Origin of the sequence: Paenibacillus koleovorans NBRC 103111 (assembly GCF_004000845.1) — a bacterium.
Classification (GTDB): domain Bacteria; phylum Bacillota; class Bacilli; order Paenibacillales; family NBRC-103111; genus Paenibacillus_AA; species Paenibacillus_AA koleovorans.
Map to the genome: position 1 here is coordinate 1 of NZ_BIMA01000019.1, position 16,642 is coordinate 16,642.

Annotated in this window: 14 protein-coding genes; 9 read left to right on the forward strand and 5 right to left on the reverse strand. The window is 58.6% G+C overall.

Features of this window, described 5'->3' with window-relative positions; genetic code table 11:
- Positions 1-252 precede the first annotated feature (252 nt).
- The 4 genes from PKO02S_RS08780 to PKO02S_RS08795 all read right to left on the reverse strand — a co-directional run bounded on the left by PKO02S_RS08780 (position 253) and on the right by PKO02S_RS08795 (position 4,467).
- Positions 253-552: a hypothetical protein gene (locus PKO02S_RS08780; protein ID WP_127581261.1), complete on the reverse strand. Its 300-nt coding sequence runs from the start codon at positions 550-552 to the stop codon at positions 253-255.
- Positions 553-847: 295 nt separating this feature from the next.
- Positions 848-1,723: a transglutaminase family protein gene (locus PKO02S_RS08785; protein ID WP_127581264.1), complete on the reverse strand. Its 876-nt coding sequence runs from the start codon at positions 1,721-1,723 to the stop codon at positions 848-850.
- Complete coding sequence (locus PKO02S_RS08790; RefSeq protein ID WP_127581267.1) at positions 1,720-2,673, reverse strand: alpha-E domain-containing protein; 954 nt, start codon at positions 2,671-2,673, stop codon at positions 1,720-1,722. Before PKO02S_RS08790 ends, PKO02S_RS08785 begins: the two co-directional genes overlap by 4 nt.
- 333 nt (positions 2,674-3,006) lie before the next feature.
- The gene (locus tag PKO02S_RS08795; protein WP_127581270.1) at positions 3,007-4,467 is read right to left on the reverse strand and encodes a circularly permuted type 2 ATP-grasp protein; all 1,461 of its coding nucleotides are present in this window, start codon (positions 4,465-4,467) and stop codon (positions 3,007-3,009) included.
- 298 nt (positions 4,468-4,765) lie between these two features.
- Between PKO02S_RS08795 and PKO02S_RS08800 the strand changes: the two genes are divergently transcribed.
- The 7 genes from PKO02S_RS08800 (at position 4,766) to PKO02S_RS08830 (ending at position 13,570) form a co-directional block, all read left to right on the forward strand.
- On the forward strand, positions 4,766-6,868 hold the full coding sequence (locus tag PKO02S_RS08800; RefSeq protein ID WP_246066888.1) for a multicopper oxidase family protein: 2,103 nt from the start codon (positions 4,766-4,768) through the stop codon (positions 6,866-6,868).
- 166 nt (positions 6,869-7,034) lie between these two features.
- On the forward strand, positions 7,035-9,350 hold the full coding sequence (locus PKO02S_RS08805) for an ATP-binding protein (RefSeq protein WP_246066889.1): 2,316 nt from the start codon (positions 7,035-7,037) through the stop codon (positions 9,348-9,350).
- A gap of 256 nt (positions 9,351-9,606) precedes the next feature.
- Positions 9,607-10,662, forward strand: coding sequence for an HD domain-containing phosphohydrolase (locus PKO02S_RS08810; protein ID WP_127581273.1), 1,056 nt, complete (start codon positions 9,607-9,609; stop codon positions 10,660-10,662).
- Positions 10,663-10,690: 28 nt separating this feature from the next.
- Complete coding sequence (locus PKO02S_RS08815; protein WP_127581275.1) at positions 10,691-11,242, forward strand: heme NO-binding domain-containing protein; 552 nt, start codon at positions 10,691-10,693, stop codon at positions 11,240-11,242.
- A 3-nt stretch (positions 11,243-11,245) separates the two neighbouring features.
- Positions 11,246-13,009: a hybrid sensor histidine kinase/response regulator gene (locus PKO02S_RS08820; RefSeq protein WP_127581278.1), complete on the forward strand. Its 1,764-nt coding sequence runs from the start codon at positions 11,246-11,248 to the stop codon at positions 13,007-13,009.
- Positions 13,002-13,367, forward strand: a complete 366-nt coding sequence (locus PKO02S_RS08825) for a response regulator (RefSeq protein ID WP_127581281.1) — start codon at positions 13,002-13,004, stop codon at positions 13,365-13,367. The genes PKO02S_RS08820 and PKO02S_RS08825 overlap by 8 nt, the downstream gene beginning before the upstream one ends.
- A gap of 47 nt (positions 13,368-13,414) precedes the next feature.
- Positions 13,415-13,570 carry a DUF1540 domain-containing protein gene (locus tag PKO02S_RS08830; protein ID WP_127581283.1) on the forward strand — a complete coding sequence of 52 codons (156 nt, stop codon included), beginning with the start codon at positions 13,415-13,417 and terminating at the stop codon, positions 13,568-13,570.
- 264 nt (positions 13,571-13,834) lie between these two features.
- Here PKO02S_RS08830 and PKO02S_RS08835 read toward each other — a convergent pair whose 3' ends face one another.
- Complete coding sequence (locus tag PKO02S_RS08835) at positions 13,835-14,464, reverse strand: TVP38/TMEM64 family protein (RefSeq protein ID WP_307720013.1); 630 nt, start codon at positions 14,462-14,464, stop codon at positions 13,835-13,837.
- 219 nt (positions 14,465-14,683) lie between these two features.
- Between PKO02S_RS08835 and PKO02S_RS08840 the strand changes: the two genes are divergently transcribed.
- Positions 14,684-15,733: an agmatine deiminase family protein gene (locus PKO02S_RS08840; RefSeq protein WP_127581289.1), complete on the forward strand. Its 1,050-nt coding sequence runs from the start codon at positions 14,684-14,686 to the stop codon at positions 15,731-15,733.
- A 28-nt stretch (positions 15,734-15,761) separates the two neighbouring features.
- Positions 15,762-16,637, forward strand: coding sequence for an N-carbamoylputrescine amidase (gene aguB / locus PKO02S_RS08845; protein WP_127581292.1), 876 nt, complete (start codon positions 15,762-15,764; stop codon positions 16,635-16,637).
- The last annotated feature ends 5 nt before the right edge of the window (positions 16,638-16,642 follow it).

The window sequence follows — 16,642 nt, forward strand, 5'->3', positions numbered from 1 at the left end:
CTGGACTCGATGTAGGGTAAAATTGGTCCACTTGGCGGCTGAAACGGGCAGCTGGACTCGATGTAGGGTAATTATTGGTCTACTTGCGAAGCAAAACCCGGCTCATCGCCGGGCTGTGCTTCTACTATTCTACTCTCCCACCATACTACGATCCTACTTTTGGTATCACCTTATTTCGCTCCCCGGCGCACGGTTCCCCATGTTTCGGGGGCAATTAGCGTGATCCCGGATGCGGTAACGCTATTTCGGCGATCACAGCCGAAACCGGTTAACCTGCTCCAAGAGCCCCTCGGCCCGTAGTATCTGCACCTGCTTCGGCCCGATCAGGTCGAAATGCGGGTATTCCGCGCGCCGATGGATGTAGCGGGGGTTCAGGCCGTTGCGGACGCACCAGTCCGCCAGCTTGCCCAGGTCGGAGCAGCCGACCTTGGTCACGGTCCGGCTGTCCGGGAAACGCGGGTCCAGCCAGTAATGGGTTAGAAAAGCGAGATCGCCCCGGGAGACCGCCTGTTTCCAGGCGTTCATCTCCTGCCGGGTAATGCCGAAGGCCATGGCGTTCGCTCCTTGCGCGGGATCTGTCTGTTGCTGTTGATCAAATTATAGAAACCCGCTCCGCCCATGTCAAACGAACACGCTCCGGCCAGCCGGGGGCGCCCGCCACTGTGGGGCAATCAACCAACCAGCCGAAGTCCACCAGCCGCCAGGACTCCTCCGGCCAGCTGGGGGATGCTCACCGTTGCTCAGCAGTCAATCAGCCAGCCGAAGTCAGCCAGCCTTCAAGCAACCAACGGCCAACCGGGACGTCCGTCCCACATCGCCTTGCCCTATCCGCTAGCTCCGAGCCCGACTAATCCTCCAGCCGCCTCACATCCACCTTAACCTCGAGCCGCTGTTCAACCGTCCCGAAATACACGCCCTTCACGGGTACGATGTCCTTGTAGTCCCGCCCGTGCCCCAGCTTCACATACCGGCCGCCGACCTCTCCGTTGTTCGTCGGGTCGAAGCCGATCCAGCCGGTGCCGGGAATCTGCACCTCGAGCCAGGCGTGCGACGCCTGCACGAAATCGGCCCGCGCCCCCTCGAGATCGCCGACGAAGTGGTAGCCGCTCACATAACGAGCAGGCACGCCCTTGCTGCGGCAGACGGCAATCATCAGATGCGCGTAGTCCTGGCAGACGCCGCGCCGCAGCCGCAGCGTCTCGCTCACGGTCGTATGGACGTCGGTCGCCGACGGATCATACGTGAAGTCCCGGTGTATGCCGGCGCACAGCCGACCCGCCCAGGCGCGAAGGCCATCATCGCCGAACGGGTAGGCTTCGGCGTAATCGCGCACGTCCGCGCCGTCCGCGGTGTACTCGGTCGGTAGCAGGAACTCGATGTAGCGATCCTGCAGCTTCTCGCTCTGCAGCTGCGCGAGCTCCTCCTCCGGCGCCGCCGCATTCCCGGTCGTCCCGTCCGCCGCCGGCCAGCGATCCTGCGTCACTACCGTCGCCCGGGTGCGGATGACGAGCTCGCGATGCGCGGGATTAACGGAGAACGCGTGCACCCGGTTGCCGAAGAAGTCTTCGTACGTGAGCAGAGCGGCGGGGGGCTCGACGACTACCTCGTGGTGATAGCAAGACTGCCGCTCGTTCGTCCGGGGAGTCAGCCGAATTTCGTTGACGCTGTCGACGACCGGATCGCCATAGATGTACCGGGTCATATGCTGGATTTCAATCTTCATGCGGTCGCTCCCTCCAGCGTGAAGAAGGAGCACTCGATCGTCTTGCCGAGCTTCTGGCACGCCAGCACCATCTCGTCGAGCAGCGGTCTCACATAGGGCAGCGTCATCTGACCCTTCTCGAGGCAATCGAGCTCGGCCTTCACCCGACTCGCTAGCCGGATGCTACGCTCCTTGGGCAAGGGCGAATCGCTAAGCGCAAATTCAATGCGCGCGAGGCATTCCTCCAGCCGAGTAAATGCGAACTGAATCGACCGCGGGAACTGCGGGCTGCCGATCAGAAATTCCATCAGATGCTCCACGGAGACGGCGTCGGCGTAATATTTGCGGAACGCCTGGTAGCCGCTCACCGATTTCAGCACGGTCAGCAAATACAAGTACGGCGGCGCCTGGTCCTCCAGAATCGCTTGAATGACGGAATGCAGGATGCGCACCGTATTTTCCGCCCGCTCCAAATATTTGCCGCTCTCCATGAAGTACCACTCGTCCTCGCGCAGCATGACGGACTGTTGCACGCCGTAGAACATACCGGAGCGCTCCTTCACCGCTTTATAAAACGAATGCGGCCCTTCCGCGAGCAAGTCGTCCGGCTGTTTGGCCCCGAGCCACAAGTAGAAGCTGTTCATCACTTCCCACATCTCGCTCGGCAGCTTCTCCCGCAGCGTCCGCAGATTGCCTCGCGCCTGGCTGACGCAGGAGAACAACGAGTTCGAATAATCTCGGCTGAGCGTGATGAAGGTAAGCACATCCTTCTGCGAGTAGGTGCCGTACAAGCGCGAATAGTCGTACTCCGCCCCCAGCGCCTGGATGAGCCGCTCCCATTTTTGCTCCTTCCGCTCGTAATCGCCCTCCTGCTGAATGTGGTAATGCACATCGATCAGTCTCGCGTGATTTTCCGCCCGTTCCATATACCGCCCGACCCAGAACAACGCCTCCGCATTCCGATTCAGCATCCCTGCATCTCCTTTCATTCGCCTCTCCGTGTTCTCTCTTCCGCACTCTCCGTACTCTCCGCTGCGCTAGCCGTTCTCTCCATTTTCTCGCCACACTCTGTCCGAGCTCTCTTCGACTCTGTCCGATCTGTATCCGCACTCTCTAGCGCGCTCAATCCGACTCTATCCGCACTCTCTGCGCACTCTAATCCTTCAGCTCCGCTCTCTAACCAATCTCTCTCCACTTGTTATACGCCTATTCGGCTTCTCTATCTCTATACTCTGTTTCTTTCTCGTTCTCTTTCTCGTTCTCGTTCTCTTCTCTTTCCGCCTCTCGACTTTCCGGCAACCCAGCTAAGCCATCACCCAGGTGTCCTTGCAGCCGCCGCCCTGCGAGGAGTTCACGACCAGCGACCCCGGCCTCATCGCCACCCGCGTCAGCCCGCCCGGGATGACATGCATCTGCTCGCGGCTGCCGGTCAGCACGAATGCCCGCAGGTCGATATGCCTAGGCGTCATAACCCCGTCCTGGATGACGGGCGCCCGCGACAGCTGAACGGTCGGCTGCGCGATATACAGCCCCGGGTTCAGCCGGATCCGCTCGGCGAAGGCGCACAGCTCCTCCTCCGTAGCCGCCGGCCCGATCAGCATCCCGTAGCCGCCCGACAGCGACGTCTCCTTCACGACGAGCTCCCGGAGATGCTCGAGCACGTACTCCCGCTCATCCGGCCGGTCAAGCACATAAGTGGGCACATTGCGCAAAATCGGCTCCTCATTTAAGTAAAACCGAATCATGTCCGGCACATAGCAATACACCGCCTTATCGTCGGCCACCCCTGTGCCCGGTGCATTGACGATCGCCAGATTGCCTGCGCGGTAGGCATTCATGATGCCCGCCACCCCGAGGACGGAGTCCGGCTTGAACGCCAGCGGATCGAGAAAATCGTCGTCGATGCGCCGGTACAGCACATCCACCTTCTGCAGCCCCTTCAGTCCGCGGATGTACACCTTATGATCCATCGTTACCAGATCTCGGCCCTCTACTAAATGAATACCCATTTGTTGTGCAAGGAAAGCATGCTCATAATAAGCGGAGTTAAAGGAGCCCGGCGTCAGCAGCGCGATGACCGGATTCGATTTTCGGGAAGGCGACAGGCTTCGTAGGGTAGTGAGAAAGCGGTTCAAGCTGATTTCGACGTCCCGGATCGTATTGGAAAGCGTCAGTTCGGGGAAGATCTCATTCATAATCGAGCGGCTCTTGAACAAATAGGAGAAACCCGACGGCGAGCGCAAATTGTCCTCCAGCACGTAGTAATCTCCTGCGGCGTCCCGGATCAGGTCGATGCCCGAAGTCGTAATGTAGGTGCCGCCCGGCACATCGACATGCATCATCTCGGGCCGGAAATAGCGGTTCGCCACAATCATGCGGCGCGGAATAATGCCCTCCTTCACAATCAGCTGCTCGTGATAGATGTCGTGCGTGAAGCGATTCAGCGCCTTCACCCGCTGCCTCAGCCCCTTCTCGAGCATCGTCCATTCATCCCGGGGGATGATGCGCGGGATCAGGTCGAACGGAATCGTACGTTCCAGCGGATCCGGTTGATCGGGCTTGTAGACCGCGAACGTAATGCCCTCCTCAAGCATACGTCGCTCCATCGCCAGTTGTTTGCCCGCCAGCTCCGCGGGAGCCATCGTCAGGAACGTCCGATACACCTGCTCATAGTGAGCGCGAATGGGCACATCATAGCCGAACATTTCGTCGTAAAACGAGTCCAGCGAGTAAGGAGCCATAAGGGGGCGATTGAGGTCCAACATGGGGCTTCACCTCTATTTTCCGGTTGTTGTTACTATTTATAACACAGACATCACACAAATAGACCTATTTTTCCGAACATTCAGACCTATTATGCTATTAATCATATGTCTTCTGTTATTTCGTGTCAATATACATAACATGAAATTTCAGTAAACCAACTCCCCCAACTTTGGTCTAGGCCATCATACGGCCTGCGTCGGTTTCTGCACGCCTCCTCCATTCGGTACACTGGTACCATCAATCATGACGATGCGGAGCATTCGATGGCCGCGATCGGTTTTTAGGAGGATCAGGAACGTGTATGCCCTATTGTTAGGACTTGAGTATGCCTGGCTATTCCTGCTGGCGCTCTTGGGATGGATAGCGGGCAAGAAAGCTTCCGGACTGCTGTATGCAGGAACGGCGGCTCGTATGAAACAGAAAGCGAGAAAGCAGCTGTCTTGGGCCTTATGGCTGACCCTACTCTCGCTAGCACAGCTCTTATCAGTCGGCTTGCTCATGAGTTGGTACAGCCAAGACTTCTGGGAGTACCCGCTGTACTTGCGAACGCCGCTCCTCTTGCTGCCGATGCTCGCCGTGCTGCTCGTCTCCGTCCCGATGCTGCTGAGGCTGCGCCATGCCGCCAAAGCCGAAGGCGACGCAGACGGTCCGCTGTCGCCGGAGCTGCGGCGGCTGGCCAGCGCTCCGGCGCTGGTCGTACCTTACCAAGCCTTAGGCTTGGGTGCGGCGACCGCCTTCTACTTCGCGCTGGTGCCGCCCACGAGCTGGCTCACGCTGGAGACGGCCATCCCGGCCGCCGTATTCCTGCTCGCCGTCGGCGTGTTCACCGTCTTGCACCTGCGCCGCAACCAGCTGTACAGCAAGCCGGAAGCCGAAGTCGTCAACCGGCGCGGCAGACGCGCCATCCGCGACTTGGGCATCGTCGTCGGGGTAGCCGCCGTCGGCGCCTCGCTCCTCTTCCTGGCTATGCAGAACAGCCTCCTCCCCGGCACGGTCGACATGATGGCCGGGAAGATGGATTACGGCGGCGGCCCCGTCGTGGCCTCGCATAATCACGGCGGCCACACGATGACCGCCTCCGCCGGAACGGCCGGCACCCCGGTCACGCAGCTGACCGGTCCGCAAACCGGCACCCCGGACCGCCGGGTTACATTAATGGCAGAGAAGGGCACGATCCGGATGGACTCTGGCAAAAGCGTCGATGTCTGGACGTACAATGGAGAAATTCCCGGCCCCGAGCTCCGGTTCAGGGAAGGCGAGCTCGTCGAAGTGACGCTGCTGAACAAGGACATCGAAGGAGGAGTTACGATTCACTGGCACGGCCTGGACGTGCCGAACGCCGAGGACGGCGTAGCCGGCGCGACGCAAGATGCCGTCATGCCCGGCGGGCAGCATGTGTACCGGTTCGTCGCCGATCAAGTCGGCACGTTCTGGTACCATTCGCACCAGAATTCACAAGAAGCGGTGCAGCGCGGCTTGTTCGGTCCGCTGATCATCGAACCCCGCAGCACGCAGCCGTCATCGGCGGAAGACATCACCGTGATGACGCATGTCTGGAGCGGCGCCGGATTCGCGATCGGCACCTCCGACGGCGTCCGGCAGAAGCAGATCGAACCAGGTACGAAGGTTAGGCTGCGGCTGATCAATACCGATGACTGGGTCATTCAGAAGTACACGCTCGTCGGTACGCCGTTCCGGGTCGTCGCGATCGACGGCGAGAGTCTGAACAAGCCGGAGCTGCTGACGAACACCCGCATTGAGCTGACGACCGGCGGCCGGATGGATCTGGAGTTCGAGATGCCGAACAAGCCGATCTACCTCAGCGTAGGCAACTCCAAGAAGCTCGGCATTCTGATGAGCCCGAGCGGCAAGGCGGATGTGCCTGGCTTGCCGGCGGTGTCGATCGCCTTCGACCCGCTGAACTACGGCGAGCCGACTGCAACCCCATTCAACGCCGACAGCAAGTTCGACCGCACGTTCGAGGTGGTGCTTGACAACAAGCTGGGTTTCTTCAACGGCCGCTTCAACCAGCTCTACACGATGAACGGCGAAGTGTTCCCGAACGCCCCGATGTTCATGGTCCGCGAAGGGGAGTTGATCAAGGTGAAGTTCGTGAACCGCGGCGGTGTCGACCACCCGATGCACCTGCACGGCCACCATGTGCTCGTCCTCTCCCGCAACGGCGTGCCGTCCACCGGATCGCCGTGGTGGTCCGATACGCTCGACGTCCGGCCGGGCGACACGTACGAGGTCGCCTTCCGGGCCGACAATCCGGGCATCTGGATGGACCATTGCCACAACCTGCAGCACGCCAAGGCCGGCATGACTATGCACCTCAGCTACGAGGGCGTCACTACGCCGTTCGCCATAGGCGAAGATACGCATAATCATCCGGAGTAAGGCTAAACCGAGAACCGTCCTTTAGGACGGTTTTTCTTTTATATCCCCCTAGAATGTCAAAATGTAACACCCTGCACGCAGCATGAAAATAATGGAAAACAGGATTTTGCCGACTCGCGTCTAACATTATTATGATGAACCCAACATCACCTACGGAGGCACGACCTTGTCCATCAAAGCGAAACTTGCGATCTCCATCTCGCTGATCGTTGCCGTCATTTTATCCTTAAACGTATGGATTAACTATATTTCGACGAACACCGATCTGCAGTACAATGCCGAGCAGCAAATGATGGCCGCCGCCGAACAGATCGGGGCGACGCTGAAGGCATCCAGCCAAGCCAAGCAGCACTTGGAGGACTCGATGGCCGAGAAGCTGCGGATGGCCTCCATCGCGATCAAGGAACGGCTCGATCCTGATATCGCCAAAGTCGAGAACAGCCAGCTCGTCGCGCTCAGTGAAGAGCTCGGGGTCGAAGGCATCAGCCTGTGGAAGCAGGTCGGCGACGACATCCTCGTCCTGAAATCATCCGACCCTCGAGAGCTGTATTTGAGCTCCAAAACATGGGACTACTGGCATACCGCCTTTCAGCAGCTGTTTGACCACCGTTTCGCAACCATTCCTCAAGGCTTGAAGCAGCCGAACTACTGGTCGGGCCCGATCAACTACGCCACATCCGATCCGACCAAAATTAAAAAATGGGGCAACTACTACGACGGCACGACCAACTATATGATCAATCCTTGCTTGGACGCCACCTCCCTCATGAATTTCGAGAAGCAGATCGGAGCCGAGGAGATCATCACCAAGACGCTCCGGGACAACCCGAACATTCTGGAAATTACCGGCATCGATCCGCAGTTTTTCGGCAAGCCGCCGCATCTTGAGCTCAAGCAGGGCATAACCGTCTACAACCTGGATGTCCGAGCCATCGTAGTAGGCGAATATGCGTACCAGTCCCTCGAATTCGACAATCTGAACGTCCAGCGGGCGGTCTCAACCGGCACCACCGTAATCTCGAACCACTTTATCAACAAAAAACAAGTGATGAAAAGCTTCGTCCCGACCGGTTCCCCATCGGCACCCTCCATCGTCGCCGTGGTATTCGACCGCGAGTCGATTCATATCGCCCTGATGAGCCAGCTCGTCGTGCAGTCTATGGTTTCTCTGGGACTCGTCCTGCTCTCGATGATCGCCAGCTACTTCTGCGCGAGCTTCATGACCCGCGGCTTGAGCCAGATCGTGCGGGCGGTGAACGAAATGGCGGAAGGCAAGTTCGGCACGCCGATTCCGGTAGGCAGCAAGGACGAGCTTGGGCGGCTGGCCGAGAGCGTCAACGCCATGGCCTCCAATCTGCAGTCGCATATGAGCCGCCTGAAGGATGCGGCCGAGGAGCTGCGCAACACGAAGGAATACTTGGAATCGTTCTTCGCCCATACGTCCGATGCGATTCATGTGTCCGACCTGGAAGGGAAGGTGCTCACCGTCAACCACGCGTTCGAGTCGATGTACGGCTGGAGCCGCGGCGAAGCGTTCGGCAGGCCGCTGCCGATCGTACCGGAGGAGCTGGCGGAGGAGTACCAGCATATTCGCCGGAAGATCGAACGAGGCGCCTCCGTGACGGATTACGAGACGGTACGCTCCGGCAAGGACGGCAGCCCGCTCGACGTGAGCATCACGATCTCGCCGATCCGCAATGATGCCGGCGATATCGTCGCCATGTCCTCGATCTCCCGGAACATCACCGCGAAGAAGCAGACCGAGGAGGTGCTGCGCCGCTCCGAGAAGCTATCGCTCGTCGGCCAGCTCGCTGCCGGCGTTGCGCACGAGATCCGCAACCCGCTCACGACGCTGCGCGGCTTCATCCAGCTGCAGCAGAAGCGCGGGGTGAGCTCGTCATACCATCTCGACATCATGCTCTCGGAGCTCGATCGCATCAACTTCATCGTCAGCGAATTTCTCGTGCTGGCGAAGCCGCAGGTGAATAAGTTCGTGGAAGTCGATCTGCGCGATACGATGCAGGACATCCTGCTGCTGCTCGACTCTCAGGCGAATATGAGCAATGTGCAGATCGAGACTCGCTTCGCCCCCGAGCTGCCGCCGCTCACTTGCGAAGCCAACCAGCTCAAGCAAGTGTTCTTGAACGTGCTGAAGAACGGCATGGAGGCGATGCCGGAGGGCGGACAGCTGACGATCGAGCTGTTCCATGCCGTGACGCCTCGAAGCGACGATCTCGTCGTCCGCATCATCGACGAAGGCTGCGGCATCCCGCAAGACGAGATCGCCCACTTGGGCGAGCCGTTCTATACAAGAAAAGAGTCCGGCACAGGGCTCGGACTCATGGTCAGTCAGCAAATTATAGCGAATCATAAAGGCACGATGCGGTTCGAGAGCGAGCTGGGCATTGGAACAACGGTGGAAATCCGTCTACCCCTAGCCGCTATCGCTTCCCCGAATCGACCGGCTCCCCGACAGCCTTAGGCGCGTTCGAGGACTACGAGAACACGACTAGCGCGATCAATGTCAGCACGTACGGGAACACCTTCTGCAGGAGCGGCGGCACATCCGCCTAGGACGGGCTGACCTGCGAGATGAAAGCGGTTTCTTAGCGCTGAATCTTCCTATTAAAAAGTTGATCTGCGCCGTTGGAACTAGAAGGAGATAGGCGGACCGAATCGAATTTAAAATGGTAAGACTTGCATATTTCGACACGAGCCCTAATCCGAGAGGTAACGAGATGGAATTCGAGCAAACCTGGCTGAAGCAATCGAAAATATTCATCATGGACGATCAAGCGTTCAATATCGAGCTGCTGGAGCGCATCTTGAAGCGGGCGGGCTTCGACCGGATGATCAGCACGACCGACCCGATGCAATTCGAGGAGCTGTTCCTGGACTACCGGCCGGATATTGTGCTCCTGGATCTCCATATGCCGCACATCGACGGATTCGCGGCACTCGCAAGGCTGAAGCAGATTGTCCATGAGGACGATTATTTGCCTGTGCTCGTGCTGACCGCCGACGTCACGCCGGAGGCCAAGCAGCGAGCGCTGCGCGAGGGTGCCAACGACTTCCTCACCAAACCGTTCGACCGAAGCGAGGTCGTACTGCGCATCACGAATCTGCTCAAGACCCGCTATCTGCACATGCAGCTTCAACTGCACAATCAGCAGCTGGAGCAGAAGGTGTCGGAACGCACGGCGGAGCTTGAAGAGGCGCAGCTCGAGATTCTGCGCATCCTGGCGCGCTCGGCCGAGTACCGCGACGATGTGACGGGCGAGCATACGCAGCGAGTCGGCCGCTTGGCCGGACTGACCGCCCGGGCGCTGGGCCTCCCGGAGGAGGATGTCGAACAGATCGAATCGGCCGCCGCCTTGCACGATATCGGCAAGATCGGCATCCCGGATCACATCCTGCTCAAGCCTGGCAAATTTTCGCCCGACGAATTCGAGAAGATGAAGGTGCACACGTCGATCGGAGCGCATATTATCGGCGACGCCTTCTTCCCGACGTTGCGGCTCGCCTCCGAGATCGCGCTGCACCATCATGAGCGCTGGGACGGCAACGGGTACCCGGCCGGACTGAAGGGCGAGGAAATTCCGCTGCCCGCACGCATCGTGGCGATCGCGGACTTCTACGACGCCTTGACCCACGAGCGCCCTTACAAGGCGGCCTGGAGCACGGACGAGACGATACAGGAAATCGAACGGCAGCAAGGCAAACATTTCGATCCCGTAGTTACGGAAGCATTCCTCACTGTGGTTCGCTCGCAGAACACCGCAACCCCAATTTAGATTTTTGAGACGATGGAGGCTCGAACGTATGAAAGGCATGGTATTTACGACGTTTTTGGAAATGGTGGAGGAGCGGTTCTCCCCACAGATGGCCGACAAAATCATCGAGCTGGCCGAGCTTCCGTCCGGCGGTGCGTACACGAGCCTCGGAACTTACTCGCATGAGGAAATCATCAGCTTGGTCGTACAGCTCAGCAAACAGACGGACATCCCCGTGTCCGATCTCGTCCGCGTGTTCGGCGAGTATATGTTCGGCCAGTTGGCCGCCGGGTACCCGCAGTTCGTTGCCGCCAACAAGTCGGTGTACGATTTTCTGCTGAAGGTCGATTCCTACATCCATGTCGAGGTTCGCAAGCTGTATCCCGACGCCGAGCTGCCAGGCTTCTCCTACGAGACGCCGTCGCCGGGCGTCATGGTCATGACCTATCGCTCCTCGCGTCCGTTCGCCGATCTGGCGGAAGGGCTCATTGTCGGGGCAATCAAGCATTTCGAAGAGGACATCACCCTCGAGCGGGAGAACTTGGAGGATGCGGGCGGGACCGCGGCACGCTTCACTATGACGAAACGGGAGACGAATTGACCGATGGAAGAATTGGAGTTGCTTCGCAGACAGCTGGAGCGGGAGAAGAGGGCGCGCAAGGCGGCGGAAGACATTGCGGAGCAGAAGACGCGGGAGCTGTTCTACGCCAATGAGGAGCTGAAGGACGTCAACAATCATCTCGAGGAGCTGGTCAAGGAACGGACGACGGAATTGGTCCGCGCCCGGGATGAGGCGATCGAGGCGAGCAAGATCAAAAGCCAGTTCCTCGCGAACATGAGCCATGAGCTGCGGACGCCGCTGAACGCCATCATCGGGTATAGCGAGATGCTGCAGGAGGAGGCCGCCGACTTGGGCGAGCCGGCTTTTGCCGAGGACTTGAAAAAAATCCATACGTCCGGAAAGCACCTGCTGTCCCTGATCAACGATATTCTCGATCTGTCGAAGATCGAGGCCGGCAAGATGGACATCTACCTCGAGGTATGCGAGGTGGACAGCTTCATCCAGGATGTCGCGTCGACCGTACGACCGCTCATCGCCAAAAACCGCAACACCCTCGAAATTCAAGGCGTGTCCGGTTTCTTCCGCACCGATGTGACCAAGCTGCGGCAGATCATTCTGAACTTGCTCAGCAACGCGTCCAAGTTTACGCAAGAAGGGGCGGTCCGCCTCGAGATCCAACAGGCGATGGAGGGCGACCGAAGCGGCTACTTGTTCCGTGTGACGGATTCCGGCATCGGCATGACTCCGGAGCAGATGGACAAGCTGTTCCTCGCCTTCACGCAAGCCGACCTGTCCACGACGCGCAAGTATGGCGGCACCGGCCTCGGTCTGGCGATCAGCCAGCGATTCGCCCAGATGCTCGGCGGCTCGATCCAGGTGAAGAGCGAACCCGGCACGGGCAGCACATTCACCGTCTGGCTGCCCAACATCAATGAAGCGAGCCACGGGGGGCAAGGCGACGACTGGTCGCCGGACGAGCCTGTCGAGGGAGAGGGTGCGAACCCGAACCAGTTGACCGTCCTGGTCATCGACGACGATGTGGATATGCTCAAGCTGCTGCAGCGTTATCTGCAGAAGGAGCAGTACTCGGTGCTGATGGCCCGCACCGGTTTGGAAGGACTGCAGCTAGCGCGGGAGAAAAAGCCGGATGCGATCATTCTGGATGTGCTTATGCCGGGCATGGACGGCTGGAGCGTCTTGGCGCAGTTGAAGAAGGAATCGCAGCCCGAGGTCGCCGACATTCCGGTCATTCTGCTGTCGGTCTCGGACAACCGCAATCTGGGCTTCGCCCTTGGCGCTTCCGAGTACCTGGTGAAGCCCGTCGAGCGCGAACGGCTGCTCAGCGTGCTGAACCAGTACGTCGATCAACGCGAGGCCGGCAGCGTGCTCGTCATCGAGGACGATGTCCCTACGTCGGAGATGATGACGAAGCTGCTGACGCGGGAAGGTTATTCCGTGACCCGAGCGGACAACGGGCTCGTGGCGCTGCAGCGCATGGCGGAAGCCAATCCGCAGCTCATCCTGCTCGATCTGATGATGCCGGAGATGGATGGCTTCCAGTTCGTCTCCGAGCTGCGCCAACGTCCCGAATGGGCGGCAGTGCCGATCGTGGTCATTACCGCGAAGACGATTACCGAGGAAGACCGGCTGCGGTTGAACGGACGGGTGGAGAACATCCTGCAGAAGGGTCAGTCTTCGACAAGCGCCCTGCTGCGGGAAGTGAACCGGCTGATCGTCCATACAGGCCGTCTGCAGGCTGCAGACGCTGCAGATGCCCCGGACGGGGGGCATTCGCACAATGGCTAGAATACTGATTGTGGAAGACAATGAGATGAACCGCGACATGCTGTCCCGTCGCTTGCAGCGCAAAGGCTACGAGATCGAGATGGCCATCGACGGCGAGGAGGGGGTCCGGCGTGCGCGGGAGTGGATGCCCGACCTCATCCTGATGGATCTGAGCTTGCCGATCATGGACGGCTGGACGGCCACGGCAACGCTGAAGGCCGATGAAGCGACACGCGGCATTCCGGTTATCGCGCTGACCGCGCATGCGATGGCGACCGACCGCGAGAAGGCGCTGGAGGCCGGCTGCGACGACTACGACACGAAGCCGGTCGACCTGACCCGGCTGCTCAGCAAGATGGAGGCGCTGCTCCGCTTATAATAAGAACCTGATTCGTCCATCCTAGTAAAAAGGAGGTGAATCAGGTCATGGCGAAAGACGTATTGTGCGAAGTGAACAGCTGCAAGTACTGGGCTCCGGACAATCAATGCAAAGCATCCTCCATCTATGTGGTCAGCCACCGGGGGAAGCAAGCCCATAAGTCCGAGGAGACCGATTGCAAGACGTTCGAAGCGAAGGTGTAACCGTTATATGGATTAGCTGCTTGGAACGGCAACATGAGTGGCTAAATGGAATAGCTAATTGGACTGGCTACTTGGATTGGCTATTTGGATTGGTTTCACCGGAAGCGGCTGCCCCACAGCCGCTTCTTTCTTTGTACTCCTAACCTCTTCTCGTTGCTTCGCTACTGCTAGCCTGCCCAACATTGAGAATGTTTATCACTCTCAGAGGGCGATTTCTTTTCGACTGCATGGCTCGTGCTTTTAAGAATAACGATATTCAAATCGCTATTTCGGCGGGTGATGCTTGGCGGTCAGGCCACCGGGAGGGGACGGCTGCATATAGCGTGCTTCGACCTTGCGCCCGATCCACACAGTAGCGGCGATGAACGCCAGCAGACCGGCGAGCAGCCAAGGCTGGTCGACGAATCGGCGCCAATCGTGCCCGATGTAGGAGAAGAGGAGGACATTGATCCCTTTGCCCAGCATAATCGCCGACAGAAATGTGCGCAGTCGTAACCGCACCAGTCCGGAAACGATATTGATTACCACGAACGGCCCGAGCGGAAACAGGCTTAGCACGAGCACGTAGCTGAAGCCGTTTCGCCGCACCCAATGCAGACTCCGGCTCACCTTCGGCTTGTGCGCCCAGCGCTCCAGATACGGATGCCCTGCAATTCGCCTTACGATCAGGAATGTGACGACACACCCCGACACCAGACCGAGCCACGAGTACAGGAAACCGAGCCACAGCCCATACACCGCAGCATTGACCCCGATGAGGATTATAGTGGGCATAGGGGGCACGAACGCTTTCAGGAACGTCAGCAGAATGCCCGGCAACGGCCCCCAGGCGCGGAATTGCTCCAGCAGCTCCAGCAAATTTTCTTCGGTCAACGAGGACAACCAGTCCGTCATGCGCAACCACGCTTTCTATCCGAGCATCGTTTACCAAATCTTCATTCTAGCATACCATACTTGTCCGCCTCGGAGGGTGAAGATTGCTTGGCCAATGCGGGCCGGGAGCGGTCTACGGCTTGTTGAGCCGACTGGGGATTTGTTATATGATGGGTAGGATGCCTGCAACAAGCGATACTAATACTCATCCACCATCATATAAGAAAAGAGCGAAGTAGAATGACGAATGCTGCAACACCGAATCAGTTGAACTATGCGATGCCGCCGGAATGGTCGAAGCATGAGCGGACGTTTTTGTCCTGGCCGGTACAAGCCTCGATGGTATATCCCGACGACTATGAAGCCGTGAGCGAAGGCTATGCGGAGATCGCCCGCGCCATTGCGGAGTTCGAGCCCGTTACGCTAGTAGTGAATCCCGAGGATTTGGAAAAAGTAAGCGGCTATTTCAAAGGGCAAGCCAATATTGATCTTCTCGCCATCCCGCATAACGATGCCTGGTTTCGCGACAATGGTCCGACGTTCCTGGTTAACCCGGAGGGCGATGTGGCCGGCGTCAACTGGCGGTTCAACGCTTGGGGCGGCAAATATGCGCCTTGGGATCTGGACGACAGTGTCGCTCCCCAAATTCTCGAGCATTACGGCATCCGCCGGTTTGACGCTCCTCTTGTGATGGAGGGCGGCTCGATCCACGTCGACGGAGAAGGCACGCTGCTGACGACCGAGGAATGTTTGCTGAACGAGAACCGGAATCCGGACTTGTCCCGCGAGCAGATTGAGGAGTACTTGCAGCAGTATGTGAATATTCGGAAGGTTATCTGGCTGAAAAGAGGGCTGGACGGCGACGAGACGGACGGTCATGTCGACAACATTGCCTGCTATGCGGCACCGGGCCAAGTGATCCTGCAAGTTTGCCACGACCCAAGCGACCCGAACTATGCGATTACGCAGGAGAACTTGCACATTTTGCAGGAAGCGGTCGATGCGCAAGGGCGGAAGCTGGACATCATCCAGATCGAGCAGCCGCCACTGACGATGTTCGAGGACAGCCGGTTGACGCTGAGCTATTTGAATTTCTACTTCGTGAACGACGGCATCGTGCTGCCGGTATTCGGAGGCGCTGCAGAGCGCACGGATCGGCTGGCGGAGCAGGCGTTGCGCGAAGCGTTTCCGGGTCGTCGCATTCGCACGGTAGACGGCATGGCGGTCATCAAGGAAGGCGGCAACGTCCACTGCACGACCCAGCAGATGGCGGCGCGCGGCGTCAAGTAAGCTCTTAGGAAAGGGAGGACTGTAGGTTATGCGTAAAGTAAAAGTAGCGGCCACTCAAATGAGCTGCTCGTCGAATATAGAGGAGAACATTAGTCGGGCGGAATCGCTCGTGCGGAAGGCGGCGGCTGAAGGCGCCCAAATTATTTTGCTGCAGGAGCTGTTCGAAACGCCTTATTTTTGCCAGAAGGAGAAAGCGGACTATTACGTCTACGCCACCGAGCTGGAGCACAACAAGGCGGTCAATCATTTCAAGCAAATCGCGCGGGAGCTGGAGGTCGTCTTGCCGATCAGCTTTTATGAGAAAAAGAACTATGCGCGTTATAATTCGCTGGCTGTGATCGATGCTAACGGCGAGGTACTGGGACAATATCGGAAGAGCCACATTCCGGACGGACCGGGGTATGAGGAGAAGTTTTACTTTAATCCGGGGGATACCGGGTTCAAGGTGTGGAAGACGCGTTACGCGAAAATCGGCATCGGCGTCTGTTGGGATCAATGGTACCCGGAAGCCGCCCGCTGTATGGCGCTGATGGGGGCGGAGCTGCTGTTCTATCCGACGGCTATCGGCTCCGAGCCGCAAGACGGCAGCATCGACTCGAAGGATCATTGGCAGATGTGCATGCTCGGCCATGCCGCATCGAACCTGATGCCGGTCATCGCCTCCAACCGGATCGGACCGGAGGATGACGGCGATTCAACGATCAATTTCTACGGCTCCTCGTTCATCGCTGGGCCGCAGGGCAACAAGCTCGCGGAAGCCGGACGCACGGAGGAAGCGGTGCTGACCGCGGAGTTCGATCTCGATCAGCTGGAGATTCAGCGCATCGAGTGGGGCATTTTCCGCGACCGGCGGCCGGATCTGTACAAGATCATCACGTCGTATGACGGAGAGCGTATGATTTAATGGAT